Source organism: Gordonia jinghuaiqii (assembly GCF_014041935.1).
Classification (GTDB): domain Bacteria; phylum Actinomycetota; class Actinomycetes; order Mycobacteriales; family Mycobacteriaceae; genus Gordonia; species Gordonia jinghuaiqii.
Genome location: NZ_CP059491.1, coordinates 4874387 through 4900631, shown reverse-complemented (window position 1 = coordinate 4900631; position 26245 = coordinate 4874387). Strand labels below are relative to the sequence as shown.

Annotated in this window: 21 protein-coding genes and 2 pseudogenes; 16 read left to right on the top strand and 7 right to left on the bottom strand. The window is 67.9% G+C overall.

Features of this window, described 5'->3' with window-relative positions:
• Positions 1-95: 95 nt before the first annotated feature.
• Both H1R19_RS21805 and H1R19_RS21800 read left to right on the top strand, forming a co-directional pair.
• Positions 96-296, top strand: coding sequence for a hypothetical protein (locus H1R19_RS21805; protein WP_244970796.1), 201 nt, complete (start codon positions 96-98; stop codon positions 294-296).
• A 74-nt stretch (positions 297-370) separates the two neighbouring features.
• A complete protein-coding gene (locus tag H1R19_RS21800; protein WP_219850145.1) occupies positions 371-1477 on the top strand; it encodes a hypothetical protein in 1107 nt (368 codons plus the stop codon).
• 92 nt (positions 1478-1569) lie between these two features.
• Here H1R19_RS21800 and H1R19_RS21795 read toward each other — a convergent pair whose 3' ends face one another.
• The 3 genes from H1R19_RS21795 to H1R19_RS21785 all read right to left on the bottom strand — a co-directional run bounded on the left by H1R19_RS21795 (position 1570) and on the right by H1R19_RS21785 (position 5646).
• Entirely contained in the window at positions 1570-2004 is a 435-nt protein-coding gene (locus H1R19_RS21795; protein WP_188328368.1) for an SRPBCC family protein, read from the bottom strand.
• A gap of 14 nt (positions 2005-2018) precedes the next feature.
• Complete coding sequence (locus H1R19_RS21790; protein ID WP_219850144.1) at positions 2019-3614, bottom strand: phytoene desaturase family protein; 1596 nt, start codon at positions 3612-3614, stop codon at positions 2019-2021.
• Between the two features lie 493 nt (positions 3615-4107).
• Positions 4108-5646 (bottom strand): FAD-dependent oxidoreductase, encoded by a 1539-nt coding sequence (locus tag H1R19_RS21785; protein WP_219851845.1) that lies wholly within the window; start codon positions 5644-5646, stop codon positions 4108-4110.
• Positions 5647-5809: 163 nt separating this feature from the next.
• On the opposite strand from H1R19_RS21785, the gene nadB reads away from it, so the two are divergent.
• The 7 genes and pseudogenes from nadB (at position 5810) to H1R19_RS21750 (ending at position 12742) form a co-directional block, all read left to right on the top strand.
• Positions 5810-7462: an L-aspartate oxidase gene (gene nadB / locus H1R19_RS21780; protein ID WP_219850143.1), complete on the top strand. Its 1653-nt coding sequence runs from the start codon at positions 5810-5812 to the stop codon at positions 7460-7462.
• A 74-nt stretch (positions 7463-7536) separates the two neighbouring features.
• Positions 7537-8513: pseudogene (locus H1R19_RS21775) on the top strand (alpha/beta hydrolase).
• Between the two features lie 178 nt (positions 8514-8691).
• Complete coding sequence (locus H1R19_RS21770; protein ID WP_219851843.1) at positions 8692-9546, top strand: hypothetical protein; 855 nt, start codon at positions 8692-8694, stop codon at positions 9544-9546.
• A gap of 135 nt (positions 9547-9681) precedes the next feature.
• Positions 9682-9975 carry a metal-sensitive transcriptional regulator gene (locus H1R19_RS21765; RefSeq protein ID WP_188328364.1) on the top strand — a complete coding sequence of 98 codons (294 nt, stop codon included), beginning with the start codon at positions 9682-9684 and terminating at the stop codon, positions 9973-9975.
• Between the two features lie 49 nt (positions 9976-10024).
• A complete protein-coding gene (locus H1R19_RS21760) occupies positions 10025-10231 on the top strand; it encodes a heavy-metal-associated domain-containing protein (protein WP_188328363.1) in 207 nt (68 codons plus the stop codon).
• A 1-nt stretch (position 10232) separates the two neighbouring features.
• Positions 10233-10427, top strand: coding sequence for a hypothetical protein (locus H1R19_RS21755; RefSeq protein ID WP_188328362.1), 195 nt, complete (start codon positions 10233-10235; stop codon positions 10425-10427).
• Positions 10427-12742, top strand: a complete 2316-nt coding sequence (locus H1R19_RS21750; RefSeq protein ID WP_219850142.1) for a heavy metal translocating P-type ATPase — start codon at positions 10427-10429, stop codon at positions 12740-12742. Before H1R19_RS21755 ends, H1R19_RS21750 begins: the two co-directional genes overlap by 1 nt.
• 185 nt (positions 12743-12927) lie before the next feature.
• On the opposite strand, the gene H1R19_RS21745 is transcribed toward H1R19_RS21750, so the two are convergent.
• Entirely contained in the window at positions 12928-14400 is a 1473-nt protein-coding gene (locus H1R19_RS21745; protein ID WP_188328360.1) for an FAD-binding protein, read from the bottom strand.
• Positions 14401-14541: 141 nt separating this feature from the next.
• Here H1R19_RS21745 and H1R19_RS21740 point away from each other — a divergent pair, with 141 nt between their 5' ends.
• The 6 genes from H1R19_RS21740 (at position 14542) to H1R19_RS21715 (ending at position 21176) form a co-directional block, all read left to right on the top strand.
• Positions 14542-16113 (top strand): molybdopterin-dependent oxidoreductase, encoded by a 1572-nt coding sequence (locus tag H1R19_RS21740; RefSeq protein WP_188328359.1) that lies wholly within the window; start codon positions 14542-14544, stop codon positions 16111-16113.
• Positions 16114-16463: 350 nt separating this feature from the next.
• The gene (locus H1R19_RS21735; RefSeq protein WP_188328358.1) at positions 16464-17555 is read left to right on the top strand and encodes a Re/Si-specific NAD(P)(+) transhydrogenase subunit alpha; all 1092 of its coding nucleotides are present in this window, start codon (positions 16464-16466) and stop codon (positions 17553-17555) included.
• Complete coding sequence (locus H1R19_RS21730; protein WP_004020381.1) at positions 17555-17860, top strand: NAD(P) transhydrogenase subunit alpha part 2; 306 nt, start codon at positions 17555-17557, stop codon at positions 17858-17860. The genes H1R19_RS21735 and H1R19_RS21730 overlap by 1 nt, the downstream gene beginning before the upstream one ends.
• Before the next feature lie 20 nt (positions 17861-17880).
• Positions 17881-19407: an NAD(P)(+) transhydrogenase (Re/Si-specific) subunit beta gene (locus H1R19_RS21725; RefSeq protein WP_188328357.1), complete on the top strand. Its 1527-nt coding sequence runs from the start codon at positions 17881-17883 to the stop codon at positions 19405-19407.
• 197 nt (positions 19408-19604) lie between these two features.
• The gene (locus H1R19_RS21720) at positions 19605-20024 is read left to right on the top strand and encodes a nitroreductase family deazaflavin-dependent oxidoreductase (RefSeq protein WP_219850141.1); all 420 of its coding nucleotides are present in this window, start codon (positions 19605-19607) and stop codon (positions 20022-20024) included.
• A 153-nt stretch (positions 20025-20177) separates the two neighbouring features.
• Positions 20178-21176, top strand: coding sequence for a YdcF family protein (locus H1R19_RS21715; protein WP_219850140.1), 999 nt, complete (start codon positions 20178-20180; stop codon positions 21174-21176).
• Positions 21177-21203: 27 nt separating this feature from the next.
• Here H1R19_RS21715 and H1R19_RS21710 read toward each other — a convergent pair whose 3' ends face one another.
• Entirely contained in the window at positions 21204-21956 is a 753-nt protein-coding gene (locus tag H1R19_RS21710) for a metallophosphoesterase family protein (protein ID WP_188328354.1), read from the bottom strand.
• A 275-nt stretch (positions 21957-22231) separates the two neighbouring features.
• Here H1R19_RS21710 and H1R19_RS21705 point away from each other — a divergent pair.
• Positions 22232-23805, top strand: a pseudogene (locus H1R19_RS21705) (MDR family MFS transporter).
• A 34-nt stretch (positions 23806-23839) separates the two neighbouring features.
• Here H1R19_RS21705 and H1R19_RS21700 read toward each other — a convergent pair.
• Positions 23840-24601 carry a dienelactone hydrolase family protein gene (locus H1R19_RS21700; RefSeq protein ID WP_188328353.1) on the bottom strand — a complete coding sequence of 254 codons (762 nt, stop codon included), beginning with the start codon at positions 24599-24601 and terminating at the stop codon, positions 23840-23842.
• Between the two features lie 17 nt (positions 24602-24618).
• Positions 24619-26139 carry an MDR family MFS transporter gene (locus tag H1R19_RS21695; RefSeq protein WP_219850139.1) on the bottom strand — a complete coding sequence of 507 codons (1521 nt, stop codon included), beginning with the start codon at positions 26137-26139 and terminating at the stop codon, positions 24619-24621.
• Positions 26140-26245: the final 106 nt, after the last annotated feature.

The following is a 26245-nucleotide window of genomic DNA, read 5'->3' as shown; positions in this document are numbered from 1 at the left end:
GTGTTTGGAAACCCCGGCCGCCGGGAAATCCGACGTCCGTCCGCACACGTCGACCGCAATGGTGGTGAACGAACGTCATGTCAGAGGAACTGCCGATGGAACCTGCCGAGACCGGTACGCCGGACGCAACACCGGACGACGCACGACGCAAGGTCGACGAACTCGAGGAGCGCCACGTCGACGAACCCGAGGCGGCCGGACCGGATTCGCAGGTCGACCCGGCGGCGGCCACTTCGACCGACGCCGAGGAGGATCCGGAGTCACCCGCGGCCGGCGCCTCCGAACCGCCGGACTGATCGCCGGACCGCGCTCGGCGGAGCCAGGCTCCCCCGGGATCGCCGAGGCGGGACGTACGCGTACGTTGTGACACATGGCTGCCGAACAGGAGGCCGAGCGCATCGGGGGCCTGCGCATCGTGGCCGAGCACGGACTTCCCGCGACACTGATCGAGCACGGGGAGAACAGATTCGATCAGCTCGCCGGTGAGTTGTCCATGGAATACCGGGGTTTCACCATCACCCGGGACACGACTCTCCAGATGAGTCCCCGAGGTGATCTCGAAACCGTCTGGGGCTCTGACGATACCGCCGACGAGGTGATCGTCTTCGTGACCGAGATGCCCCGGTTGTACAAGCCGCGCGGCGTGGAAAACAACGACGACCGGCACCCCCGGAACAGGGTGGTCCTCGCCGAGCTCGATCGCGAGAGCAGGGCCGCGGTCATCTCGCTACCCGCTCTCGGCCCGCTACCGCGTCGGCGGCTACGGCAGCTGATCGAGACGGTGGTCCGCGCGATCATCGGGGACGTGTCGATGAACGAGTTCGAGCGCCGGCGCGGATTGGTCGTCGAGCGAGACGGGAACACCGAATACGTTCTTGCACAGGGATATGTGCGCCGATTGCGCCTCACTGCCGGGATGGTCCGCGGTAACCGTCCCTGGCGACTGATCCCCACTCTCACCGGCATGACCGCGGCCGCGGCGGCCGCGGCGTCGTTCGGCATCTTCTTCTCGACGATCTGGTCGATGGCCAATGCCTTGAGCGCATGGCGCCTGGCGGCGATCTCGGTGTTGTCGATGGTCCTGGCCTCGGTGTGGCTCGTCGCCAACAACAGGCTCTGGGAACGGACGGCAGAGACCGCCAAGCAGCGTGCCCGCCTGTACAACATGGCGACCGTCTGCACGGTGGCGTTCAGCGCCGTGGTGCTCTACGCCGGACTGTTCGCCGCCACCTTCGTCGCGGCGCTCATCGTCATCGACGAGTCCTTCCTCGCCGAACAACTCGGACATCCGGTGGGGCTGCACCATTACGTCTATCTGTCGTGGATGGCGACGTCGATGGGGATGTTCGCCGGCGCCCTGGGTTCGAGCGCGGACAGTCATGACGACGTACTCCGCGCCACCTACGGGTATCGCGAACGGATGCGACGGCAGGCCTCGGACGCGACCGGTTGGTCCGATTCGAGCGAAGTGGCCTGAGAAACAACGACTTTCGACGCCCTGAGGGGCGGTCGAAAGTCGGCGTCTCCACATGGGCACTCGTGGGCGCGCCCGAGGTCCGCAGGCAATCCTCAGCTTGCGTGGTTCTCCGCGAGCATCGCCAGGCGTCGCAGGCATTCGTTCAACCGCGGGGACATCGCGGTCTGCTGCACTACCGGCGGAATCCACTTCAGAGGTGCGGTCTCGACGAACTCCTCCATGCCGATGAGTGAGCCGTTGTCCTGCTTCTCGATCGTCATGCGGATGCGTGCGCGACCGAAAGGCCATCCCGCCGCGGATAATTCGAGGAGACCGGCCTTCGACTCGATCGACGTGGTCTCGTCGTCGAGCAGGGCGGGCCAGATGCCCGCCGAATGGTGGATCTTGGCGCCCGCCTGCGGCCAGGTGGGGTCCACGTCCCTGATGCGCGAGGCTCCGACCACCCAGGAGGAGTAAAGCCAGCCGTTGGACAGCACGGACCAGACCTGTGCCGGGGTTGCGCTGGTGTGTCGTTCGACTCGGTTCATACTTCGATCTCCGTTCACTTGTGGTTCCGGGTCTTGGTGATCTGCCGGATGATATTGCGGTTCAACACTCTGCGCGGGAATCCGCGGACGCCGTCGGCGGCCAGGGCGGCGCGTGCGGCGTTGTTGCCGCAGGCGCCGTGAACCCCGCCGCCGGGGTGGGCTCCCGATCCCGCCAGGTACAGGCCGTCCACCGGTGTCGACGACCCACCGAGGTTCGGCGTCGGACGAAAAACCAACTGCTGGAACAGTTGCGCCGTTCCGCCGTTCACCGTTCCGGACACGAGATTGGCGTCGGCGGTCTCCAGATCGTGTGGGGTCTGCACGTGTCGTCCCACGATGAGGTCGGCGACGCCGGGTGCATGAGCTTCCAGTACCGCGTCCATCCGCTGCGCCAGTACATGTGCTGCCTCGTCATCTGTGACACCGCGGGGGAGGTGACTGTAGGACCAGGCGCTCTCGGTGCCTGCCGGTGACCGTCCCGGGTCGGCTGTGGACATCTGACCGAACAGCAGAAACGGATGTTCGGGGACACGGCCGGTCTCGATATCGGCTGTGGAGTACGCGATGTTGCGGGCGTCCGCACCGAGGTGAACGGTACCTGCCCCACCGAGATTTTCGCTGCGCCAGGGGATCTTCTCGCTGAACGCGTAGTTGACCTTGACGACCGGCGTGTCCCAGGTGAACCTCGTCAGATCGTCGAGAACGCGCGCGGGCACATCGTCGGGGGAGAGCAGTCGTGTGTAGAGCGCCGGGGCCGACACATCGGCCAGTACCGCACGTTCGGCCCGCCACCTGCGCCCGCCGCTGTCCATCACACCCACCGCGCGTCCACCACGTACCTCGATGCCGTTGACCGTGGTGTCGCACACCACCTGCACCCCGGCGCTCTCGGCGCGTCGGCGCAGCGCGGCCGCCAGTTCCCCGGCACCCCCGACAGGCACCGGATAGCCGGTGTCCTGGCCCAGCATGGTCAGCAGATATCCCATCATCCCGCTCCCGGGGGCGTGTAGCGGGATGTCGGCGTGCAAGGCGTTGCCCAGGATCAACAGTCCGGCCTTCTCGCTGTGGAACAGCTCGCGCGCCATCTGATCCGCGGGCAGGATGAGGAATCGGGCGAGTCGTAGCGCGTCGGCGGTGCCGATCGAGCGCAACAGTCCGAGCAGGGCGCGGACCGGCGGAAACGGACCGAACAAGGTGTTGAGTATCGCGGGACCCAAGAGCTGCCACTGCTCGACGAGGTCCAGCCAGGCGCGACCGTCACGCGTGTCGAATGTCGCGAGCTGCGCTGCCGTGTGGGCCGCGTCGGGCTGAACGACGGGGGCGTCGGTGTCGTCGGGGCCTGCCGGATGTCCGAACGCCAAGGGCGCACGGCTCCAACGCAATCCGTGGGCGGCGAGATCGAGGTCGGCGAACACCGGCGAGGCCACCGCGAGTGGGTAGAACGCACTGAACAGATCGGTGATGTACCCCGGGGTCAGTTCGGCGCTGCGAATGGCCCCACCCACCTGCGGCTGCGCCTCGAGCACGGTGACGTCCCAGCCCGCGTCGGCAAGTCTGATCGCGGCGATCAGACCATTGTGGCCTGCTCCCACGACAAGTGCGTCGGACAAACTCGACTCCCCCCGGTTCAGGCCGGTGTCTGCTCGGCAGTGCGTCTTTGCGCCGGGTGCTCTGCGGCCATTGCTCTGCGGCGATTGTTCTGCGGCGATTGTGCCTTCGGTGGTGCGGGGTACCCGCGATGTCGATCGATAAACGCCGATACCCCAGGGTGTAGGTGGGATCACCGTCCCAGTCGGCGTACTCGGCGTCGAAGTCGCCACCTGCGGCTTCTCGGAGACCGTGCAAGAACATCTGTGCACCAACGACTCCGGGGTCCGTGTGCACATCGTGTACCCGGGTGTGGTGCACACGGAGATCGCGGGCAGGGCGCTCTACGTCGATCCGCAGGTGCGGGACTTCGTCACCCACGGATTCAACCACCGGATGCCGGGCACCCGGCCGAGCGCGGCCGCTGCTCCAGCGGCCGGTCGCCATCGCGACGCGACCAGTGTTCCGGCGCATCCTCGGCGGCAGAAGCGGGTCAGCGACGCCCGCGGCATCGGGTCAGCGGTCGGTGGGCGGTTCCGGCGTCGGGAGTGGCCGGGTCGCCGGCCCCTCCAGCACATTGCCCTGAGGATCGAAACGCGAGGCGTGCAGCGGGCAGTCCCACGTCTGCTCGGCATCGTTCCATCGGAGGACACCGCCCAGGTGCGTGCAGAGCGGTGCCACGGACTGCGTCGTGCCGTGCACGGTGCACACACCGCGCGGCGAGATTCCGTCACGACCCACCACGCCGTCGCCTTCGGCGGGCTTCTTGTCGGTGGGTTTGAGCAACGCGGCGTAGCCGGCCGTCATGTATGCCGCAACCTGGCCGTTGGCCGAGAGCGCCGACTTCAGCGAACCGAGGCTGGTGACCTCCGAGGTCCGGAACGGGCGGAGACTCTTCGACCAGGGCGGTTCACTCCCGAGGATCCTCCCGGTCATCGCGAGTGCGGCGGCGACTCCGTTTGTCAGGCCCCATTTCGCGAAACCCGTTGCCACCTGGACACTTTCCATGCCCGGAAGGATGGGACCGATGTAGGGGAGCTGGTCGATGGTGGTGTAGTCCTGCGCCGACCAGCGAGCAACCATGCGCGCGGTGGGGAAGTGCTTCTCGGTCCACTTGAGCATGTCCATGACGCGGAGTCGTTCCGAGCCGGTCCGGCCCACCTCGTGTCCCCACCCGCCCACGAGCAGCAACTCGCCGTCGTGGCTGGGATGGGTGGCGGTCCGCAGCGACACCGACGGGGTGTCCGCACCCAGGTACATCTCGCGCGGGATCGGTTCGTCGACGGTGAAGGCGGCGGCGTAGGACCGGGAGAAGTGCATGCGGGCGAAATACGCGCCGCGGTCGAAGATCGGCTGGCCGGTGGCCACGATGACGGAATCGGCGCGCACATCCCCGGCGTCGGTGGACAGCACATTCGGCGAACCGTGTTTCAGTCCTTTGACGCGGACGCCCTCGTAGAGGTGGCCGCCGTGGGCACGCAGGTCGTCGGCGAGCGCCCGCAGGACCACCATCGGGTCGATCTGTGCCTGGCCTTCCAGCCTGATCGCGGTCCGGACGTCGAAGGGCAGCTCCGGGGTGTCGACGTGGGAGACCGGGATGTCGTGCGCACGGCACGCCTCGAACTCCTTCTCGACGTTCTTGGCTCCGGAGGCCGTCGACGCGAACGTCAGTGCGGCGCGTTCGTCCACCTGCAGCCCGCGATGCTCCAGGTAGTGCCGCAGCCAGGCCTGTCCCTCCCGGTTGGCCTCGACATAGTCGCGAACCGCGGACTTCTTCTGCCGGCTCGATATCGACGACAGGCGGGTCCCCTGAAGCAGGGAGAGTTTGCCGGTGGTGTGTCCCGTCGCGGCGGCCCCGATGTACCTGGCCTCGAGGACGGCGACGCTCTGGCCGGCCCGCGCGAGCAGTAGCGCGGTGGTCAGGCCGGTGATGCCGCCGCCCACGACGACCTGGTCGAAGGTGTCGATGACGTCGAGCGGCATCGTCTCCGGGCGGACGTCGGGCAGCGCGTCGGGGGCGGAGTCGCCCGACTGGTCGAACCAGAGGGTTTTCATGGCCCCGGGATTGCCGTCGGGGGACGTGCTCAAACATCGTCTTCGGCCCTGTCCGGCGGGAGGACGTGCGAGTAAGGTTTTCGACTGGGAATCGAAAACGTTCGTCGGCGGTTGTCGACCGGGTGTCGAAGCACCGGGTGCGACGCGACGAGAGGCGGTTGACATGAGCGTGTCCAGAGGCGAGGCGGTCGCCGATCGCGCCGATCTGGTGGTGGTCGGCGCCGGGGTCGCGGGATTGACCGCGGCGCTGTGTGCCGCGGAGAACGGGCTGTCGGTGGTCGTCCTCAACAAGGGGCCGCACTGGAAACCCGATCGGGGTGAACAGCCCACCTCGACCTTCTACGCGCAGGGCGGCGTCGCGGTGGTTGCACCCACCGGTCACGCCGGTTCGGAGCGGGACTCGGTGGATCTGCACCTCGCCGACACCGTCGCCGCGGGCGCAGGTCTCACGGACGCAGCCGCCTCGTGGCCGATCCTCGCCGACGGTTGGGCGGCGGTGTCCGCGCTCCTCGACTGGGGCACGGAGTTCGATCGTGCCGCCGACGGCAGTCTGCTCCGCACCCGCGAAGGCGGCCATTCGGTGCGACGGATCATCCACGCCGGCGGTGATGCGACCGGCGCCGCCATCCAGCGCGCCCTGTACGCAGCGGTTCGCGACGTGGCGGCCCGCTCGGTCGGGCCGACCCCGGCGATTCGGTTTCTCGACGACTCGATCGCGACCGCTGTGCTCCTGGACAGGCCGGCCGGTGACGAGAGGGCGGTCGGCGTCGCGTATCTGCGAGACGGGCGGCCCGGCTCGGTCCTCGCCCCGACGGTGCTGCTGGCGACCGGCGGCGCGGGGCACCTGTATGCCGCGACGACCAACCCCGCCGGCGCCACCTGCGACGGTATCGCGCTGGCCCTCCGGGCGGGGGCCGAGGTCGCCGACCTGGAGTTCATCCAGTTCCACCCCACGATGCTCTACACGCCGGGCGCGCGTGGGCGCCGGACACTGATCAGCGAGGCGGTGCGCGGAGAGGGCGGGCGCCTCGTCGACGTCGACGGCCGCTCGGTGACCGACGGCGTGCACCCGATGGGTGACCTCGCTCCCCGCGACGTCGTGGCGAATGCCGTCGAGACCGCGATCGAGCTCACCGCGCACCCCTGTGTCTACCTCGACATCGGCGCGGTCGACGACTTCGAGCGCCGGTTCCCGACGGTCAGCGCCGGGATCCGTGCCGCAGGCCTCGACCCCGCGGACCGTCGTATCCCGGTGGTGCCGGGCGCCCACTATCTGTGCGGCGGTGTGGTGACCGACGACGCCGGGCGTACCGCCGTCGACGGTCTGCTCGCCGCGGGAGAGGTCGCCCGGACCGGCCTGCACGGTGCGAACAGACTGGCGTCGAACAGCCTGCTGGAAGGCCTGGTGATGGGGCGACGGGCCGCGGGTGTCGCCGCCGGTCGCCGCGGCCTGCCGGTACCCGCGCGGGTCCGGCAGCCGGCCGCCGAGCTGGTCCCGATCCTCGATCGCGGTGTTCTGCAGGACACGATGTCGAGGTGGGCCGCGCTGCGCCGGTCCGCGGACGGGCTGGCCGTCGCCGCCGGTGTCGTCTCCGCTGCGCCCCGCCGGGAAGCGGGATCGGCTCGGGCGGTGGAGGACGCGGCCTTGACACTGACCGCATCGGCGGTCATCGCCGCGGCGGCCGCCCGCACCGAGTCCCGTGGCGCGCATGTCCGCACCGACTACCCGCTGACCGCCGATGCGTCGGAGTCGCGGAGGTTCCGCCTCGTCGACGGTGCGCTCGAGGAGGCCGGGTTGGCCGGCCTCGCGCGCTGAGCGGGCGAGGAGTGGGGAAACCGCGGGCGGCGAGTCCGATGCGCGCCGGCCGACGCGGCGTTAGATTGACGTCGATGACCCAGACCTCAGCAGACGAACCGGGACGAGTCGCCGTCGACCTCGGACACATCACCTTGCACGCGTTGACGTGGGGACCCGTCGACGGCCCGGTTGCGGTGTGTCTGCACGGGTTTCCCGATTCGGCGTGGACGTGGCGTCGTCTGGGACCCGAACTCGCGGCCGCGGGGTATCGGGTCGTTGCGCCGTTCACCCGCGGGTACGCGCCGTCGGACATCCCGGAGGACAACGATTTTCACGTCGCGGCACTCGCCTTCGATGCGCGCGAGATGCATCGTGCGCTCGGTGCGGGACACGATGCGGTGCTGATCGGTCACGACTGGGGTGCGATGACGGCGAACGCCCTGGCGCACCGCGACGACAACCCTTATGCGGCGGTGGTGGCGATGTCGGTGCCGCCGGTGCCCGCGATACGACGGGCCGCCACCGGTGGGCCCGGCGCGGTGCGGGTTCTGGCCCGCCAGGCGGTGATGAGTTGGTACATCGCGTTCAACCAGCTGCCGTGGCTGCCCGAGCGCAGTCTGGGCCGGTTGATCCCGTTGCTCTGGCGGCGGTGGAACGTGTCGTCCCGGCGTGTCGGACACTCGCGACCGGATCATCGCCTCGACATCGATCATGCGTTCGCGGCGGTGCCCACCCGCGCGCACCGGACGGCGGTGCTGGGCTACTACCGGGCGTTGCGCCGGCCGCGTGTCGACGCCCGTTATGCGGCACTGCGGAACGACTGGTTGGGCGAACCACGTTGCCGCACACTGTATCTCCATGGTGCTGACGACGGGTGCATGCAGTCCCGGTTCACCGATCACGTGCGTGAGGTGTTGCCCGAGGGCAGCGGTACCGCGGTGATCGCCGGGGCGGGCCACTTCCTGCACCTCGACCGAGCCGAGGAGGTGAACGCGCGGATCGTCGAGTTCGTCCTCGAGACGCGCGGGACCAACAGGGTGGCACCGAACCCGCCTCCTTCGTAGACTGACGCCCGGGATCGTCATTCCCGATGTGGCTGCCAGGGGGGTGGACACCGTATTGCGCGCCGGGGGTGGCGCCGAAGGTCGGCCCCAGACCGACGGGGATGAGAAGACAGCCGTGCGCTCGGCGGTGCTGGGGATGGCGCGCGAAGACTTTGAAGCTATGCAGTTATGAAGGGGAGTCCTATGAACGGCGAGGGCTGTTGGTCGACGGTGGTGTGCCGTCCGACCGAACGAGCGGCGCTGGGACTGTCGGGTGACTCCGATTGGTTGCTGCAGTGCCGACTGGCGATCGGTCACCGGGGCAATCACGCAACCGACGCGAGCACACACCCGCGTCACGATCGTCGGCTCTGGCTCGAGTGGAACGACTTCGACGACCGGGCCCAGTCGCTCATCGAACGCAATCCCTGTCAGGTGCCGTCGCCGGAGGGCGCGGCCTGCGTGTTCTTCGTCGGCCACGGCGGACCCCACTTCTATGCACGGACCAACGGGCATGCCCCGGCGGTGATGACGGGCGCCGGCACGCAGAATCCGCAGGTCAGCAGTCCTGCGCTCGATCGATCGGCGCAGCCGCAACACCAGACCCCGGCGCGCATGGGCTCGCATCGGCTGCCCGACTCCCACCAGCCGGCGCCGACCACCCCGCAACCGCAGGCCGCACCGGAACCGGCTCCGGAACCCGCGTACCGCGGCGGACGTCGTGCCACCAACGCCGAACCGTTCGTGGCCGAGGACTACCACGGACGGCGCCACCGCGTCGACGAACACCGCGTCGACGAACAGGGTGCCGGAGAACAGGGTGCCGGAGAACTCGGCTCGGTGGACCCGATCGTCGGCACGCCGGCCGCCGAGCGGACGAACCCGCCCGCTACCTCCGCCACCTCCGTGCCGGATGTCTCCGGTTCCGGAATCTCGCTGCCCGGCGGTGCCGCGGCGCAGGCCCAGGCCCCCGATGCGGCACGCCTGGCGGCCATCGGTACCGCGCTGGACGAGGTCGCGACGGCGCTGTCCCGACTCGCGGCCGCGTTGCGCTCCTAGTTCGCCACGAATCGACGACGCACCCTGGCTGTGACCTGCCACCGGTCGGCCATACGGTAGGGGGGTACCGTTGGGGGCTGATCGCTGGTATACCTGGTCTGTCATACCCCAGTGGGGTACCCGGACAGGAGTGACATGGACGAGCATCAGCACGGCTACATCGGTCGCAAAGACGACTACCTCCGGCGGCTGCGACGCATCGAGGGACAGGCGCGGGGTCTGCAGCGGATGGTCGAGGAAGACACGTACTGCATCGACATCCTGACGCAGGTCTCCGCGATGACCAAGGCCCTCGAGGCGGTCGGCCTGGGCCTCCTCGAGGAGCACCTGGCCCACTGCGTGGTTCACGCCGCGCAGGAGAGCGACGAGGCGGGCAAGGCCAAGGTCGACGAGGCGATGGCCGCGATCACCCGGCTCGTCAAGTCCTGACCGAACCACATCCACCACCATCACCGTCACCACCGAGGAGTTCCACCGAATGAGCACCACCAGCGAGTACACCGTCACCGGCATGACCTGCGGCCACTGCGTCGCATCGGTCCGCGAGGAGATCGAGGCGTTGCCGGGTGTCACGGCCGTCGACGTCACGCTCGCCGACGGTTCGGTCCGCGTCGATGCCGACCGCGAGCTCGGACGTGACGAGGTCGAGACCGCTGTCGCCGAAGCCGGATACGCATTGGCCTGACATGAGTGTTCCCGCCAAGGGCCCGCTGGCCTACATCGTCGTTCTCGTCGCGGTGTTCGCGATCGCGTTCGGCGTCGGCCGCGCCTGGGGACCCGAGTCCGAACCGGCACCCCACGACTCCCCGTCACACAGCGTCGTGGAGACCGGTGTGGAGAACACCGGACCCGCACCTGTTCAGCACGGGGGTGAGCACTGATGACCGCGAACGCCCCGAGCGCCGACCTGCAACTGGTCGACCTCGACATCTCGGGCATGACGTGCGCGTCGTGTGCCAACCGCATCGAACGCAAACTCAACAAGCTCGACGGGGTGAGGGCGTCGGTGAACTACGCGACCGAACGCGCGCACGTCGAGGCGCCCGTCGGCCTGGGCGCCGACGAGCTCGTCGAGGTCGTCCGTGCCGCCGGCTACGACGCCTCGCCGATCCTGCCGGACCCGCCGGCCGGGGCGTCCCCGACGCCAGATCAGGCCTCGGGCGACCCGGAGCTCGACGGACTGCGACAGCGACTGATCGTGTCGGCGGCGCTGTCGGTGCCGGTGATCGTGCTCGCCATGGTCCCGGCCCTGCAGTTCACCTACTGGCAGTGGTTGTCGCTGACGCTGGCCGCGCCCGTCGTCGTCTGGGGTGCCTACCCGTTCCACCGCGCGGCGTGGATCAACCTGCGCCACGGCGCGACGACCATGGACACGCTGGTCTCGGTCGGCACCCTCGCGGCGTTCGGCTGGTCGCTGTACGCGCTGTTCATCGGAACGGCAGGTACACCTGGGTTGACCCACGGTTTCGATCTGCTCCCGCAACGGTCGGACGGGTCGTCGCACATCTACCTCGAGGCCGCGGCAGGCGTCACCACCTTCCTGCTTGCCGGGCGCTACTTCGAGAAGCGAGCCAAACGGCGGGCGGGCGACGCCCTCCGGGCACTGATGGACCTCGGGGCCAAGGACGTCGAGATCCGCCGTCCCGGTGCCGGCCAGACGCGAATCCCCATCGGGCAGTTGGCGGTCGGCGACGAGTTCATCGTGCGTCCCGGTGAGAAGATCGCGACCGACGGCGTCGTCATCGAGGGTGCGTCGGCCGTCGACGCGTCGATGGTGTCCGGTGAGTCGGTGCCCGTCGAGGTCACCGAGGGCGACTCCGTCGTCGGCGCGACCCTCAACACCAGCGGGCTGCTCGTCGTGCGGGCAACGGCCGTCGGTTCCGACACCGCGCTTGCCCAGATGGCCGCCATGGTGGCCTCCGCGCAGGAGGGCAAGGCCGACGTGCAGCGCCTCGCCGACCGCATCTCGTCGGTGTTCGTGCCGGTGGTGATAGCGATTTCGCTTGCCACCCTGGGCTTCTGGCTCGGGGTCGCGTCCAGCACCGGCTTCGACGGCGGGGACGTGACCTTCGCGTTCACCGCGGCCGTCGCGGTCCTCATCATCGCCTGCCCGTGTGCACTCGGACTCGCCACGCCGACCGCACTGATGGTGGGCACCGGACGCGGTGCGCAACTGGGCATCCTGCTCAAGGGGCCCGAGGTGCTGGAGTCGACCCGTCGCATCGACACGATCGTGCTCGACAAGACCGGCACCGTCACGACAGGTGACATGTCTGTCTCAGAGGTCACCGTCGTCGACGGGTACGACGCAGAACAGGTCCTCGGCTGGGCCGCTGCGGTGGAGAGCGGTTCGGAGCACCCGATCGCCGCGGCCATCGTTGCGTCGGGTCGGGGCCACATCACCGACCGGGTACGCGATTTCGTCTCGACGCAGGGTGCGGGTGTGGCCGGTGTGGTGGGCGATCGGCAGGTGAAGGTTCTGTCCCCGAGCAAGGTCGAGGCGGCGTTGCCACCCGAACTCGCCGCCGCGATCGGCGCAGCCGAGGAGGGCGGCGCAACCGCCGTCGTCGTCCTCGCCACTGACGCATCGGCCGAGGCCGTGTCACCCGAAGGCGTTGCGGGAGAGCCGGTCCCCGTCGGTGTCATCGCGGTGGCCGATCGGGTCAAGCCGTCCTCGGCTGCGGCCATCGCCGAGTTCCGGCGACTCGGGCTGACTCCGAAACTGCTCACCGGTGACAACGAGGGCGCGGCGCGGGCCGTGGCGGCCTCGGTCGGGATCGACGACGTGACCGCGGGAGTCAGTCCGCAGCGCAAGCTCGACGTGATCGCCGAACTGCAGCAGCAGGGACACGTCGTCGCGATGGTCGGAGACGGCATCAACGATGCCGCGGCACTCGCGCAGGCCGACCTGGGTCTCGCGATGGGTACAGGCACCGACGTGGCGATGGCCGCGAGCGATCTGACGATCGTCAGCGGCGATCTGCGCGCGGTCGGCGACGCCATCGTGCTGGCGCGTCGAACACTGGGCACCATCAAGGGAAACCTGTTCTGGGCCTTCGGTTACAACGTCGCCGCTATTCCACTGGCAGCAGCGGGCATGCTGAATCCGATGATCGCCGGTGCCGCCATGGCGCTCTCGTCGGTGTTCGTCGTCGGCAACAGCCTGCGGCTGCGGCGATTCCAACCGGTCCGCTGACACGTGAAACCGGTTGGGCGGCCTGGTTTCGATACGGACCTCGGCTAGCGCCTCGGCCCTACTCAACCAGCGGGTGTGTGGGGCTGGCCTATCAGCGGGGGTGGGTTGTGCTCGACCGCCGGGGGTGCGTTTCTGCTGGTTGAGTAGGTTCGAGCCGCTAGGCGAGAACCGTATCGAAACCACCCTCACGCCCGAGAGGTCACCTTCGCCGCGGCGTGACGCCCCGCGCGTCGACCGAAGTACGACCCCTCACCCAATTGTGTTCCGCTGCAATAACCCTTGCAGTCCTGGGCGATGTTGGTCGCACTCGCGCCTGCGGCGTACAGACCGCGGATGACCGCGCCGGAGTCGTCGAGCACTTCGCCGTCGAGCGAGGTCGCCATGCCGCCCATGGTGAAACCGGCGTACACCGCCTTGCCCAGTGAGAGGTCGTAGGCGGCCCAGGGGCCGGTGTCCTGGGGTTCGAGGAACTCGGCCGCCTTGTGGAAGTCGGGATCCTCCTTCTTCGCGGCGTTCTCGTTGTACCGCGCCATCGTTTGCTGCAGATTGCCCTCGGGGATGCCGAGTGCGGCTTCCATCTCCGCGACGGATTCGTAGCCGTCGATGAACTTGATCAGGTAATTGTGCTCCTGATTCATGTGTGATTCGTCGACGATGAGGTATGCCGTCGAATCCGGTTGTTCCAGAATGAATCCCGATGTCCGCGCGTGGTAGGAGTCCTCGGTGACGAACCGCTCACCGTACTTGTTGACGATGACGCCCATGACCATGCTCGCGGGCGGGTAGATCGGTGCGGTGATGAACGCCTTGTCCATGTACTTCAGTGCGGCACCGACTGATCGGCCCATGCGTAGGCCGAGGCCGTCGTCGTAGGTGTTGCCCAGCACGAACGGCTTCTCGGCGAGATGCGGGGTGTGTTCGGCGACCATGTCGGGGTTCATGACGAAACCGCCGGCCGCGATGATCACCGAATCCGCGCGGATGACGCCCTCGGCATCGGGCGTCTTCCAGGTCACGCCGACCACCGCGCCTTGCTCGTCGACGACCAGTTGGCGGGCCCCGGTCTCGTACCGGACCTCGGCCCCCAGCTCATCGAGCCGGGTGACCAGCAGATCGATGACCAGCTTCGCCCCGCCGGTCTCCCCCGGGACCGGCACCTTGTGGCCGCGCGGCGCGGGGACGGCCTGGTCCTTGAACGGCCAGACCTTCTCGTTGCCGGTGAACATCAGGCCCTCGGTGCCGGGCTGGATGACGGCCTTCTCTGCGTAGAAACTGCGCTCGAAGGTGAAGCCGAGGCCTTCGAGCCAGTTGAAGTGGTCGACGCTGTCGGCGCAGTAGGCGTGGATCTTGTCGGGCTCGGGGTCCACCGAGACCGCGGTGAGGTACTTCTCCATCTCCTCGACGGAGTCTTCCTGCCCCGTCGCCTTCTGCACTGCCGTGCCGCCGCCGAGGTAGAAGAACCCGCCGGACAGCGAGGTGGTGCCGCCGGGTGCCGCGGCGCGTTCGAGCAACAGGACGCGTGCGCCGTTCGCCGCGGCCTCCGCGGCGGCACATCCGCCGGCGATGCCGAATCCGATCACGACGACGTCGACCTCGTCGGAGAACGAGGTCACCGAGTCGAGGGGAACGGTCGCCGGAATCTCGGTGCTGGTAGCCATGGCGCTCAGATTAGCGGACAAACTAGAACCTGTTCTAGTCCTTGGTGACGATTGGTGTCCTGGTACGTCCGCCGGGTCACCGGCGGGTCTCGGAACGTACGCTCCACGGGGTATTCACAGAGTTCTCCGGTACCAAGAAGGATGACTTCTATCCCGAAGCTGCGCACACCCTCCATCGCCCCCGAGGTGTCCGGAGTGGTGGCGGTGGGTGCGGCCCTGGCGGTCGGTGAGCTCGCCGCGGTCCCGGTGTCGCCGGATGCCTCGCCCTACTTCGCCGTCGGGTCGACGGTCGTCGATTCCACTCCCGAGGCGGTTCGCGAGTGGGCCATCGAGACGTTCGGCACCTCCGACAAGGTCGCGCTCTACGTGGGGATGGGCGTCATCATCGCCCTGCTGGCCGCGGCGTCGGGATACCTCGAACGCCGTCGGCCGCCCCTCGGATCGGTCATCATCGCGGTGTTCGGCGTACTCGGGGTCCTCGCTGCGGTGAACCGTCCCGGGGCGTCGTGGACGTATGCGATCCCGTCGATCATCGCCGGTGTCGTCGGGGTCGTCGTGCTGCGAATCCTGTTGGCGCAGCTGGGCCCGAACCGGTCGCGAGAAGCCGCCGTCGTCGACGACGAGCCGGAACCCGCTGCGCGCGCACCGCTCTCGCGACGTTTCGTGCTGACCGCGGCCGGCATCGCGGCGGCCGCCGTGGCCGTGGGCGTGGTGGGGCGCCGCATGCTCGCCGACACCGCCGACACGGTCGCCGACCGGGCCCGGTTGCTGCTGCCGAAACCGGCCGTGCCGGCTCCTCCGATTCCGCCCGGCGCCGAGCTGGACCTCTCGGGCGCAACCCCTTTCGTCACCGACAATGCCGACTTCTACCGGATCGACACCGCACTTCAGGTCCCCACGCTCACCACAAGCGAGTGGCGGCTGCGAATTCACGGCGACGTCGACAAGGAGGTCACGCTCAGCTGGGATGACCTGCTCGCCATGCCGATGACCGAACGTGTGGTGACCCTCGCCTGCGTCTCCAACGACGTCGGCGGCGACCTGGTCGGGAATGCCTCCTGGCTCGGCGTGCCGATGCGTGCTGTCCTCGACCTCGCAGGTGTCCGCCCGGGCGCAGACATGTTGCTGTCGACCAGTGTGGACGGATGGACCTGCGGCACCCCGATCTCGGCGCTCACCGACGGGCGTGACGCACTGCTCGCCGTCGGCATGAACGGGTCACCCCTGCCCATCGAACACGGATACCCGGTCCGCCAGGTGGTGCCCGGCCTGTACGGATACGTGTCGGCGACCAAGTGGGTTGTCGACTGGGAGATCACCCGGTTCAGCGACGCGAAGGCGTACTGGACGACGCGCGGCTGGTCGGCGCTCGGTCCGATCAAGATGGCATCACGCTTCGACCGCCCCGCCGACGGGACCGAGCATCCGGCGGGAGAGGTGATCATCGCCGGCACCGCGTGGGCCCAGCACACCGGGATCGAGCGGGTCGAGGTGCGCGTCGACCAGGGGCCCTGGCAACCGGCCGAACTCACCACCGAGTACAGCATCGACACGTGGCGGCAATGGCGCTTTCCGTGGCAGGCGACGAAGGGCGAGCACACCCTCGAATGCCGGGCCATCGACAAGCTGGGCCGGCCGCAGATCGAGCGATATCAGTCGCCCGCGCCCGATGGGGCGAGCGGATTGGACGACCGTGGCTACACCATCACCTGACACCGGCCACCCGACGTCGGCGCGGACTTCGCGGACGACACTTGTCTGGACGGCTGTCCATTCTGGGTGAAAGCTCTTACGTCAAGGGCGGAGTGACCTATCCGACTCCCCTGAGCTGACGCTGAGAGTGCGTGTTATGTTCATCGGACCTTTATGTGAGCCGGGTGACAGCCATCCCTGTCCGATTCCCGGCATTCGTGACCTGAGTTCAGGTCGTCCGCGCCGCCGTCACATGGCGGAGCTGCACGATCTGCACGAGGGTCACGTTTTGTGAACGCGTAAGAGGCGTCGACTACCGGCGCCGGACAAGACGGCGCCGCGCAGCGGCGCCAACAGGCAGGGTGAGAGCAATGACAGTGGGTGTCGTGCGCGAGACGGCCCCGGGCGAGCGTCGTGTGGCGCTTGTCCCGAAGGTGGCCGCCGCGCTGGTGGGCAAGGGTGTGCCCGTCGTCGTGGAATCGGGGGCCGGTCTCGGCGCCCTGATCCCGGACGAGGCGTACACCGAGGCCGGAGCGACGATCGGCGATCCGTACAGCGCCGATGTGGTTCTGCGGGTGTCTCCGCCGTCGGACGAGGAGATCGGCAAGCTCCGCAGCGGGCAGAAACTGATCGGGTTCCTCGCGCCGCGTAACGCCGACAATCAGATCGGCACGCTGCGTGCGGCCGGCGTCGAGGCCTATGCGGTGGAGGCGATTCCGCGTATCTCGCGCGCCCAGGTCATGGATGCGTTGAGTTCGCAGGCCAACGTCGCCGGCTACAAGTCGGTCGTCGTGGCGGCGGACCTGTCCACCCGGTTCTTCCCGATGCTGACCACCGCGGCCGGCACCGTGAAGCCGGCGACCGTGCTGGTCCTCGGTGTCGGTGTCGCCGGCCTCCAGGCGCTGGCCACCGCGAAGCGTCTGGGTGGCCGGACCACCGGTTACGACGTGCGGCCCGAGGTCGCCGAGCAGGTTCGATCGGTGGGTGCGCAGTGGCTGGATCTGGGTATCGACGCCGCCGGTGAGGGCGGTTATGCCCGTGAGCTCACCGAGGAGGAGCGTGCTCAGCAGCAGCAGGCACTCGAGGATGCCATCAAGGGTTTCGACGTCGTCATCACCACCGCACTCGTGCCCGGACGTCCCGCGCCTCGCCTCGTCACCGCCGCCGCGGTGGAGGGGATGAAGCCCGGCAGCGTCGTCATCGACCTGGCCGGCGAGACCGGCGGCAACTGTGAGCTGACCGAGCCCGGTGAGACCGTCGTCAAACATGACGTGACGATCAGTGCCCCGCTCAACCTCCCGGCCACCATGCCCGAACACGCCAGTGAGCTGTACTCCAAGAACCTGCTCGCGCTGATCGAGCTGATGCTCGACGAGAACGGCGCGATCACACCGGATTTCGACGACGAGGTGCTCGCTGCGGCGTGTGTCACCCGGGACACCCCTCAGGAGGTGAAGGTCTGATGTATGCCGGACTTCTCGCGAATCTCGCGATCCTGGTGTTGGCCGGGTTCGTCGGGTTCGCAGTCATCTCGAAGGTTCCCAACACCCTGCACACCCCGTTGATGTCGGGCACCAACGCCATTCACGGCATCGTCGTGCTCGGCGCGCTGGTGGTCCTGGGCAAGCTGCCCGCCGACGCCGGGTGGGGCGTGCGCATCATCGCGTTCGTCGCGTTGGTGTTCGGCACGCTGAATGTGATCGGTGGCTTCGCGGTCACAGACCGGATGCTGGGCATGTTCAAGGGTAAGAAGGAGGCCGCCAAGTGAACGGCGCCCAGGACGTATTCATGTCACAGTTGGTGTTGGCCGCGGGCTCGCACACCCCGAGCGAGGGCATCTCCTATCTGGTGATGGCGCTCTACATCGTCTCCTTCTCGCTGTTCATCTACGGCCTGATGGGTCTGACCGGACCGAAGACCGCGGTACGCGGCAACTGGATCGCCGCGGTGGGTATGGGTCTGGCGGTCGCCGCGACGCTGCTCTACATCTGGAACGAGGGCGCGGTCGGCTCGGATGGTCATTCCACCGAGGGCGTTCCGACGATCAACTGGGTGCTGATCGCCGTCGGTCTGGCTCTCGGTGTGGCGCTGGGTATCCCGCCCGCGCTGAAGACCAAGATGACGGCGATGCCGCAGCTGGTCGCGCTGTTCAACGGCGTCGGCGGCGGCACGGTGGCGCTGATCGCGTGGGCCGAGTTCATCGAGACCTCCGGGTTCTCCACCTTCCACAACATCGAGCCGGCCTCGCCGCTGGTGGTGGGTTCGCTGATCGCCGCCGTGATCGGTTCGATCTCGTTCTGGGGTTCGCTGGTGGCCTTCGCCAAGCTGCAGGAGATCATGCCGAAGGGACTGGAGAAGGCTTTCGTCGCCAACGCCAAGCTCTTCCAGGCGGCCAACATCGTGCTGCTGCTCGTCGCTCTCGGTGTGGCCATCTACCTGGGCGTCAACGCCTCCGACGGTGGCGGGGCCAGCATGTGGTGGATGGTGGGACTGCTTCTCGCAGCCGGCGTCATGGGTCTGTTCGTGGTGTTCCCGATCGGCGGCGCGGACATGCCGGTGGTCATCTCGCTGCTCAACGCCATGACGGGTCTGTCCGCGGCTGCCGCGGGTATCGCGCTGGACAACACGGCGCTGATCGTGGCGGGCATGATCGTGGGTGCCTCGGGCTCGATCCTGACCAACCTGATGGCCAAGGCGATGAACCGTTCCATCCCGGCGATCGTGTTCGGGTCGTTCGGTGGTGGCGATGCGGCTGTGGCCGGTGGACCCGGCGGCGAGGGTGGCACGGTCAAGGCCACCTCGGCCGCCGACGCCGCGATCCAGATGGCTTACGCCAACCAGGTCATCGTCGTCCCCGGTTACGGTCTGGCGGTGGCGCAGGCCCAGCATGTGGTCAAGGAGATGGCGAACCTGTTGGAGGCCAAGGGCGTCGAGGTCAAGTACGCCATCCATCCGGTCGCCGGTCGCATGCCCGGTCACATGAACGTGCTGCTGGCCGAAGCCGACGTCGCCTACGACGCGATGAAGGAGATGGACGACATCAACGGCGAGTTCAGCCGTACCGATGTCGCCATCGTCATCGGCGCCAACGATGTCACCAACCCGGCCGCGCGTAACGACCCGAGCAGCCCGATCCACGGGATGCCGATCCTCAACGTCGACGAGGCGCGCTCGGTGATCGTGCTCAAGCGGTCGATGAGTTCGGGCTATGCCGGTATCGAGAACCCGCTGTTCTTCGGCGACACCACCAGCATGCTGTTCGGCGACGCCAAGAAGAGTGTCGACGGCATCATCGAGGAACTGAAGGCGCTGTAGCAGTTTCGCTCACACCCCCGTTGGTCCGGTCGTCGAGCCGGACCGACGGGGGTTTGTCGTGTCGGAGGGATCTGCGGGAGGGGATCTGCACGACGTGGTCACGTTGATGTGATCAGGAATCGAGAAGCGTGCCGGGGCGGCTGTGGTTAGCGTGTGATTCAGATCGCTACCCACCCACGTCCGATGGAGAAGCAACCATGTCACTCTCGCTCTGGTATCAGCGGAAGATGAACGAGCGCACCGTCAAACGCATCCGCACCAAGAGTGGATCGATGTGGGGGATGGAGATGTTGATCCTGCGGACCACCGGGCGCAGGTCCGGCGCGCCGCGGGAGACCCCGCTGAGCTGGTTCCCGGCCGACGGCGACCGATTGATCGTCGCGTCGGGCGGCGGCAGACGAAACCCCGATTGGTACGCGAACCTCGTCGCACATCCGGACTCGGTGTCCATCGAGCGGCACGGCGAGCCGCCGGTGGAGGTGACCCCGGTGGTGTTGTCGGGCGCCGACCGCGAGAGTGCATGGACCTCGGTCGTCGAGGCGCAGCCGCGGTATGCCAAGTATCAGAAGAAGGCGACCCGCGAGTATCCGGTGGTGAGGCTGGTGGCCCGGCAGTAACCGTTTCCGTCGGCGGCGCGGTCACCACGAAGACGCGTATCGAGGCATCCCGGTTGTCCGCACCCGTTACCTATCTGGGATCGGACGGGTGCGTGGCTGTTGTTCGAGTCTCGTACTGTTGCGCGAGTGACTGGTGTTACCAGAGTGAAGCGCATGAAATTGGTTGCCGCGGCGACGATCGCGGTCGCTGCGCTCGGTGGCGTGGCCGTGGGCTCGCTACCCGCCGATGGCGTCAGCGTGGTCACCACCGCGTCGGCCGTCGATCCGGCCGGTCTCTACAACAGTGCCCAGTCCAAGTTCGCCGGCGGTGACGTCACCGGTGGTCTCGATCTTCTGCAACAGGTCCTCGCGGTCGCGCCGGCAGATACCGACGCCCTTGCGCTGCAGGCTGTCTGGGCTGACCAGGTCGAGGATGCGGTCGGGCGATCGGCGTTGAGCCGACTGTCGATGATGAACCCGATGCTGGCCACGACGGCACGCAACGTCATCTCGGGTGTGGCGACCGCCGCTGCGATCGTCCCGGACACGACTCCCAAGCCGGTGTCGGGGCGAGTCGCGATCGTCATCCTCGGGTACGGGTTGAACGCGAACGGCAAGATGGCGCCGGAACTCGTCAACCGGGTGTCGGCAGGTAAAGAACAATCCGAGATCACCACCGGCGCGCCCATCGTGGTGACCGGCGGTGTGCCGAAGAAGGGCATCACCGAGGCGGCCGCCATGCGAACGTGGCTCGTCGACAACGGCGTCGACGCCAATCGGATTCTGACCGAGGACAAGTCGGGGTCGACGGTCGCCAACGCGCAGAACACCGCGGAACTGCTCCGGGCCCAGGGGATTCGCGACATCGTCCTGGTTACCTCGCCCAACCACATCCGACGCGGCGCCGCGGACTTCGGCGCGGCCGGCTTGCGCGTCGTCGGAACACTCACCACCGCAACCGACCTCGCCAAGTACCTCACCCCGCTGGCCAAACCGCAGCAGAGTGGCATCCGCCTCGAGGCCACCCGCACCGCGCGGATCCCGGCTACCCACGAGGCGGGCCTGCTCCCGCAGAACCTCCCGGACACCGGCCCCGGCCTGATCCCGGAGATCGGCGGAAAAATCCTTCAGGAGCTGCTCAAGACCGGCTCGTCGGCAATCGGCGCAGACTAGGCGTCACCGGTCCGGGACATCCCCGGTCTAGAACATCACCGACCGGAAGTGGGTGACGAGCTGCCCGTCGTCATAGAGGTGGAAGGCGATGCCCGGCGGCTGACCGCGATTGACGATCTCACGCCCCTCGAAGGGCAGGCTGAGCGTCGACGACACTCCCGGCGCAAGGCACAACGGGCGATCGGCGAAGACGGTCACCGCAGGCGTGTGCGCGTGTCCGCACAGGAACGCGACGACGTTCGGATGTTGTCCGACGAGCGCGGCGAGTCGCTCCTCGCCGGTCTGGCGGATCGAATCCATGAAGGGCATGTGCAGCTTGGCCGGCGGGTGATGAAAGGCGATGAACACCGGGGTGGCGGGGTCCTCGGCGTCGAGTTGATCCGAGAGCCAGCCGATGGTCGCGTCGTCGAGGTAACCGTCGTTGCGGCCGGGAATCGAGCTGTCGCACATCAAGAACAGGACGTCGAGCCCGTCGCGGCCACTGATGCGTCGTGCGTGGTTGATCGGCCCCGACGTCTCCGTGCCGATCAGAGCCGCGCTGAAGGGCTCGCGGACATCGTGGTTGCCTGCGGTGATGAGCATGGGGAGGGGACTCTCGAGCACCCCGTGGGCCTCGCGGTACTCGCTCGGGGCGCCCTCGTCGGCGATGTCGCCGGTGACGAGTAGGACGTCGATGCCTGCGGCGCGGGCGTTGATGTAGCTCAGCGTCGACTCGATGCGGCTCCGATTGAACCGCGTCCCGTTGAAATGCAGGTCGCTGATGTGGGCGACAACGAACACGAAGAGCTCCCGTCACGGTCACTGACTCCCACGAGGTTATCTGTCGGGCGGCCTGTAGGACTCATCGCATCTCCGGCGAGAGTCGCAACGCACTATGTCGGCGTGACTGTGGTGCAGCCCGCCGCAGGTCTCCGGGCCGGTGCATGCGTTGGACTTCGCACGCGTACCCGCGGACGGGCAATTAGTTGAGGTACGCAACTAATTGCAAAGGGAAGGTAAAGACCGTCGACGCCTCGGCCGTCATGTGGGCCCGCGACAGCGGTGAAAGGGCAACGATGACAGATTCCTCGGCAACCGCCGGCGCAGTGGCTCACGACGATGACATCGCCGGGGCCGGACTGACCCATCGTCAGATCCTGACCATCCTCGGCGGCCTCATGATGGGCATGTTCCTCGCCGCGCTGGACCAGACCATCGTGTCGACGGCGATCCGGACCATCGCCGATGAACTGCAGGGATACGACATGCATTGTCTGGGTGACCACGGCCTACCTCGTCACCGCGACGATCGTGACCCCGCTGTACGGCAAACTCTCCGACCTCTATTGTCGCAAACCGCTGTTCCTGCTGGCGATCTCGATCTTCGTCGTGGGCTCGCTGCTGTGCACGATCGCCACGTCGATGTACGAGCGCGCCGGGTTCCGGGCCTTCCAGGGACTCGGCGCGGGCGGCCTGATGACGCTCGCCTGACCACCATCGGCGACATCGTCTCGCCGCGCGAACGCGCCAGATACCAGGGCTGCTTCCTCGCCGTGTCGGCACGTCCAGCGTCCTCGGTCCGGTCCTCGGCGGCCTGTTCGCCGACCAGACGACGATCCTGTGGGTCTCCGGATGGCGTTGGGTGTTCCTGGTCACCGTGCCGATCGGACTCGCCGCGCTGTTCGTCGTCTACAAGGTGCTCAACTATGACCAGCAGAAGGGCGTCGGCGGCCGCACCGACTACTGGGGTGCGACAGCGCTCGCCGTCGCGGTCGCGCCGCTGCTCATAGTCGCCGAGCAAGGGCGCGAATGGGGGTGGAGCTCCGGACCGTCGGCACTCTGTTACGCGATCGGCGTGATCGGTATCGCCGCCTTCATCTGGGTCGAACACACGATGGGCGACGACGCGCTGATCCCGTTGCGCGTGTTCAAGAACATGGTGTTCAGTCAGGGCATCGTCATCTCGGTCATCGTCGGCGCCGTCATGTTCGGCGGGATCTCCATGCTGCCGCAGTACTTTCAGGTCCTACGCGGGTCGAGCCCCATGGTCGCCGGCCTTCAGATGTTGCCCATGGTGCTCGGGCTCATGGCCGGTTCGATCCTGTCGGGACAGCTGATCTCGCGCACCGGCCGCTACAAGATCTTCACGATCATCGGCGCGGTGCTGATCACCGCGGGCACCTTCCTGCTGCACCTGGTCGGCACCGAGACCCCGGTGTACCTGGTCATGCTGATGGCCGCGCTGCTCGGCTTCGGCCTCGGCAACCTGATGCAGCCGATCACCCTCGCGATGCAGAACATCCTGCCGCCCAAGGACATGGGACTGTCCACCGGCACCGCCACCTTCTTCCGCCAGAGCGGCGACCCGCGAGTCAGTGCATTCGGACAGTCGCTCATCGCGGCCGCCCAGAATCCCGGTGCGGCAACCGGATCGTCGGACAGCGTCATGAGCGACACGTCGATCATCGAGAAGCTGCCGGCCGACGTGGCACAGCCCGTCAAGCAGGGCTTCGCCGAATCGATGGACCTCGTGTTCCTGGCGGTGTCGATCATGTCGCTGCTGGCCATCATCGGCACCGTCACCTGGAAGGAACTCCCGCTGCGGCAGGGACGCCCCATCGGTGCCCCGGCGCGAGCGGCCGCCTCGTGAACGCCTACGTCGAGGGCGGCCCGCTGAAACCACCTCACGTGGACAGGGTTCTACGGAACAGCGCCTCCAACTCGGCGAAGTGATGTTCGCAGGCCTCGTGGTGATAGGCGGGCAGGTCGGACATCGTGTAACCGTGCGACGCACCGGGATACACGGTCGCCGCGTGCGTGACACCGCTCGAGGTGAGCGCGTGTTCGAACTGGGCGACGGCGGTGTGCGGCAGCGAACGGTCCTTGTCGGCGTGGATGGCCAGCACGAACGCGTCGATGCCGACGAGGTGCAGGTGGGGGCTGTCGCGGTCGTCGGTGACCAGGCCGCCGGCGTGGAACATGCCGACGGCGGCGACGTCGGAGGGGCGGGCCGCGGCCACGTTGAGTGCCAGCCGGCCACCCATGCAGTAGCCGGTGACACCGACCGGACGGTCCGAAACGCCCGGCAACGCCCGCAGGGCGTCGAGATAGGCGATGAGGTCGGGGCGCACCGTGTCGGGGGTGAGTGTGCGCGCCCGCGGCATGGCGGCGGCGAAGAACGCTTCACGCGCCTCCGGCAGCAACAGATCCTCGGCCGGGGCCCAGTCCTCGGCGGAGGAGAAGCGGTAGAACAGATGCGGGACCATCACGACGTGACCCCACGACGCGATGCGGTCCGCCATCGCCCGGGTCCGCGACCGCAGGCCGATCACGTCGGTCAGGAACAGCACGCCCGGCAGGGAGACCCCGCCGGCGGGCGGATCCGGCCGGGCCACATAGGCCTCGGTGTCGCCGTACGCCGCGGCAATGGTGATCGTCTCGCTCATCGTGATGGACTCCTGTCTCAGATCCCTGCCGCCGACGCCGGTGACGCGTCGCGGTCGCGCGGGCGGTGTCGCGGCAGAAAGAACGCCGGGATGACGATCACCGCGGTGAGTGCGAACGCCACCCAGAAGGCGTAGCCGAACGAATCGGCCAGCAACGGACCGATCACCGGCATGGCTTCCGGTGGGACAGAACCGATCAGGTCGGTGCCGCCGCCGTTCGACTGGACGCCGTGGGAGGTCAGTTCGTGGGTGAGTCGCTGCGTCAATGCCGTCACCAGCAGGGCACTACCCAGCGACGCGCCGACCTGCTGGATCGCCGAGAGCGTCGGTGCCGCTCGTGTCACCACGTCCTTGCCGAGATCGCTGTAGGCGGCGGCGATGGTCGGCATCATCACCGAGCCCAGACCCATACCGCGCACGAACAGTGCCAGGCTCAGCCACACGTAAGAGCTGTCGACGCTCACCTGGGTGAACGGGTACGTGCCGACCATCGCGAGCACGACGCCGACGGGCACGACGTACCCGGCGCCGATGCGGTCGGTGATCCGGCCGCCCACCACCATCGCCACCACGGCCCCGAGTCCTTGCGGTGCTAGCAGCAGACCGGCGTCGAGGGCGCCCTCCCCGCGAACCGCCTGATAGTAGAGCGGCAGGAGCAGCATGCCGCCGAACAGGCTGATGGCGACCAGGAACACCGAGACCGTTCCCGCGGCGAACACCCTGTTGGTCAGCAGACGGACGTCGACGATGGAATCGGCGCCCCTCCGAAGGCTGTGCCAGGTGTAGATCCCGAGACCGGCGGCACCGCCGATGAGCCAGCCGAGCACACCGGGGTCGGTGAACCCGCCGTGTGAACTCGCGCTGGACAGTCCGTAGAGCAGACACACCAGGCTGCCGGACAGCAGGGCGAGACCGAGCAGGTCGAGGCGATCGCGGTCGGGTGCGGTGTCGCCGTAGGGCAGCTTCCACACCGCGAGGACGACTGCGAGGATGCCGACCGGGACGTTGACCAGGAAGATCCAGTGCCAGCTGGTGTATTCGACGAGCAGGCCGCCCAGTACCGGTCCGAGCACCGGACCCAGCAGCATGGGCACGCCGAGGATCGCCATCGCCCGGCCGAGTCGATCCGGCCCCGCGGCGCGGGTGATGATGGCCTGCCCGGCGGGCAGGAGCATGCCCCCGCCGAGGCCTTGCAGGATGCGGAAGGCGATCAGGCTCTCGATGGACCAGGCCGCGGCACACAGCGCCGAGCCCATGACGAACAGACTCACCGCGGTGATCCACGTCGGTTTCGGTCCGAAACGGTCCATGGCCCAACCGGTGAGCGGAATGACCAGCGCCACCGCGAGCAGATAGCCCGTGACCACCCACTGCGTCGTGGACAACGTGGCGTCGAGTTCGGTGCTGAGCGAGTCCAGTGCGACGTTGACGATGGTGGTGTCCAGGACCACCATGACCATCCCCGAGACGATGACCAGCCCGGTGACGATGACGCTGCGGTCGAGCTTGTCCGATCGCTGGTCGGCGGAATCTGCCATTGCTCACCTACGTTTCGACGAGTCGGCGGACGCGTGCGGGCGTGGCCGCATCCTCGACCATTGTGCGGTGAAGTGGGGGATCGGCGTGGCTGCTTCGCGCTGCGGG

Bases quoted from the DNA above. Each gene is read 5' to 3' on its own strand.
- H1R19_RS21695 (WP_219850139.1), bottom strand. From the start codon at position 26,139: ATGGCAGATTCCGCCGACCAGCGATCGGACAAGCTCGACCGCAGCGTC.
- H1R19_RS21800 (WP_219850145.1), top strand. From the start codon at position 371: ATGGCTGCCGAACAGGAGGCCGAGCGCATCGGGGGCCTGCGCATCGTG.
- H1R19_RS21730 (WP_004020381.1), top strand. From the start codon at position 17,555: ATGTATGCCGGACTTCTCGCGAATCTCGCGATCCTGGTGTTGGCCGGG.
- H1R19_RS21745 (WP_188328360.1), bottom strand. From the start codon at position 14,400: ATGGCTACCAGCACCGAGATTCCGGCGACCGTTCCCCTCGACTCGGTG.
- H1R19_RS21770 (WP_219851843.1), top strand. From the start codon at position 8,692: ATGAACGGCGAGGGCTGTTGGTCGACGGTGGTGTGCCGTCCGACCGAA.
- H1R19_RS21785 (WP_219851845.1), bottom strand. From the start codon at position 5,646: ATGAAAACCCTCTGGTTCGACCAGTCGGGCGACTCCGCCCCCGACGCG.
- H1R19_RS21805 (WP_244970796.1), top strand. From the start codon at position 96: ATGGAACCTGCCGAGACCGGTACGCCGGACGCAACACCGGACGACGCA.
- H1R19_RS21755 (WP_188328362.1), top strand. From the start codon at position 10,233: ATGAGTGTTCCCGCCAAGGGCCCGCTGGCCTACATCGTCGTTCTCGTC.
- H1R19_RS21735 (WP_188328358.1), top strand. From the start codon at position 16,464: ATGACAGTGGGTGTCGTGCGCGAGACGGCCCCGGGCGAGCGTCGTGTG.
- H1R19_RS21715 (WP_219850140.1), top strand. From the start codon at position 20,178: ATGAAATTGGTTGCCGCGGCGACGATCGCGGTCGCTGCGCTCGGTGGC.
- nadB (WP_219850143.1), top strand. From the start codon at position 5,810: ATGAGCGTGTCCAGAGGCGAGGCGGTCGCCGATCGCGCCGATCTGGTG.
- H1R19_RS21765 (WP_188328364.1), top strand. From the start codon at position 9,682: ATGGACGAGCATCAGCACGGCTACATCGGTCGCAAAGACGACTACCTC.
- H1R19_RS21725 (WP_188328357.1), top strand. From the start codon at position 17,881: ATGTCACAGTTGGTGTTGGCCGCGGGCTCGCACACCCCGAGCGAGGGC.
- H1R19_RS21740 (WP_188328359.1), top strand. From the start codon at position 14,542: ATGACTTCTATCCCGAAGCTGCGCACACCCTCCATCGCCCCCGAGGTG.
- H1R19_RS21750 (WP_219850142.1), top strand. From the start codon at position 10,427: ATGACCGCGAACGCCCCGAGCGCCGACCTGCAACTGGTCGACCTCGAC.
- H1R19_RS21760 (WP_188328363.1), top strand. From the start codon at position 10,025: ATGAGCACCACCAGCGAGTACACCGTCACCGGCATGACCTGCGGCCAC.
- H1R19_RS21795 (WP_188328368.1), bottom strand. From the start codon at position 2,004: ATGAACCGAGTCGAACGACACACCAGCGCAACCCCGGCACAGGTCTGG.
- H1R19_RS21700 (WP_188328353.1), bottom strand. From the start codon at position 24,601: ATGAGCGAGACGATCACCATTGCCGCGGCGTACGGCGACACCGAGGCC.
- H1R19_RS21720 (WP_219850141.1), top strand. From the start codon at position 19,605: ATGTCACTCTCGCTCTGGTATCAGCGGAAGATGAACGAGCGCACCGTC.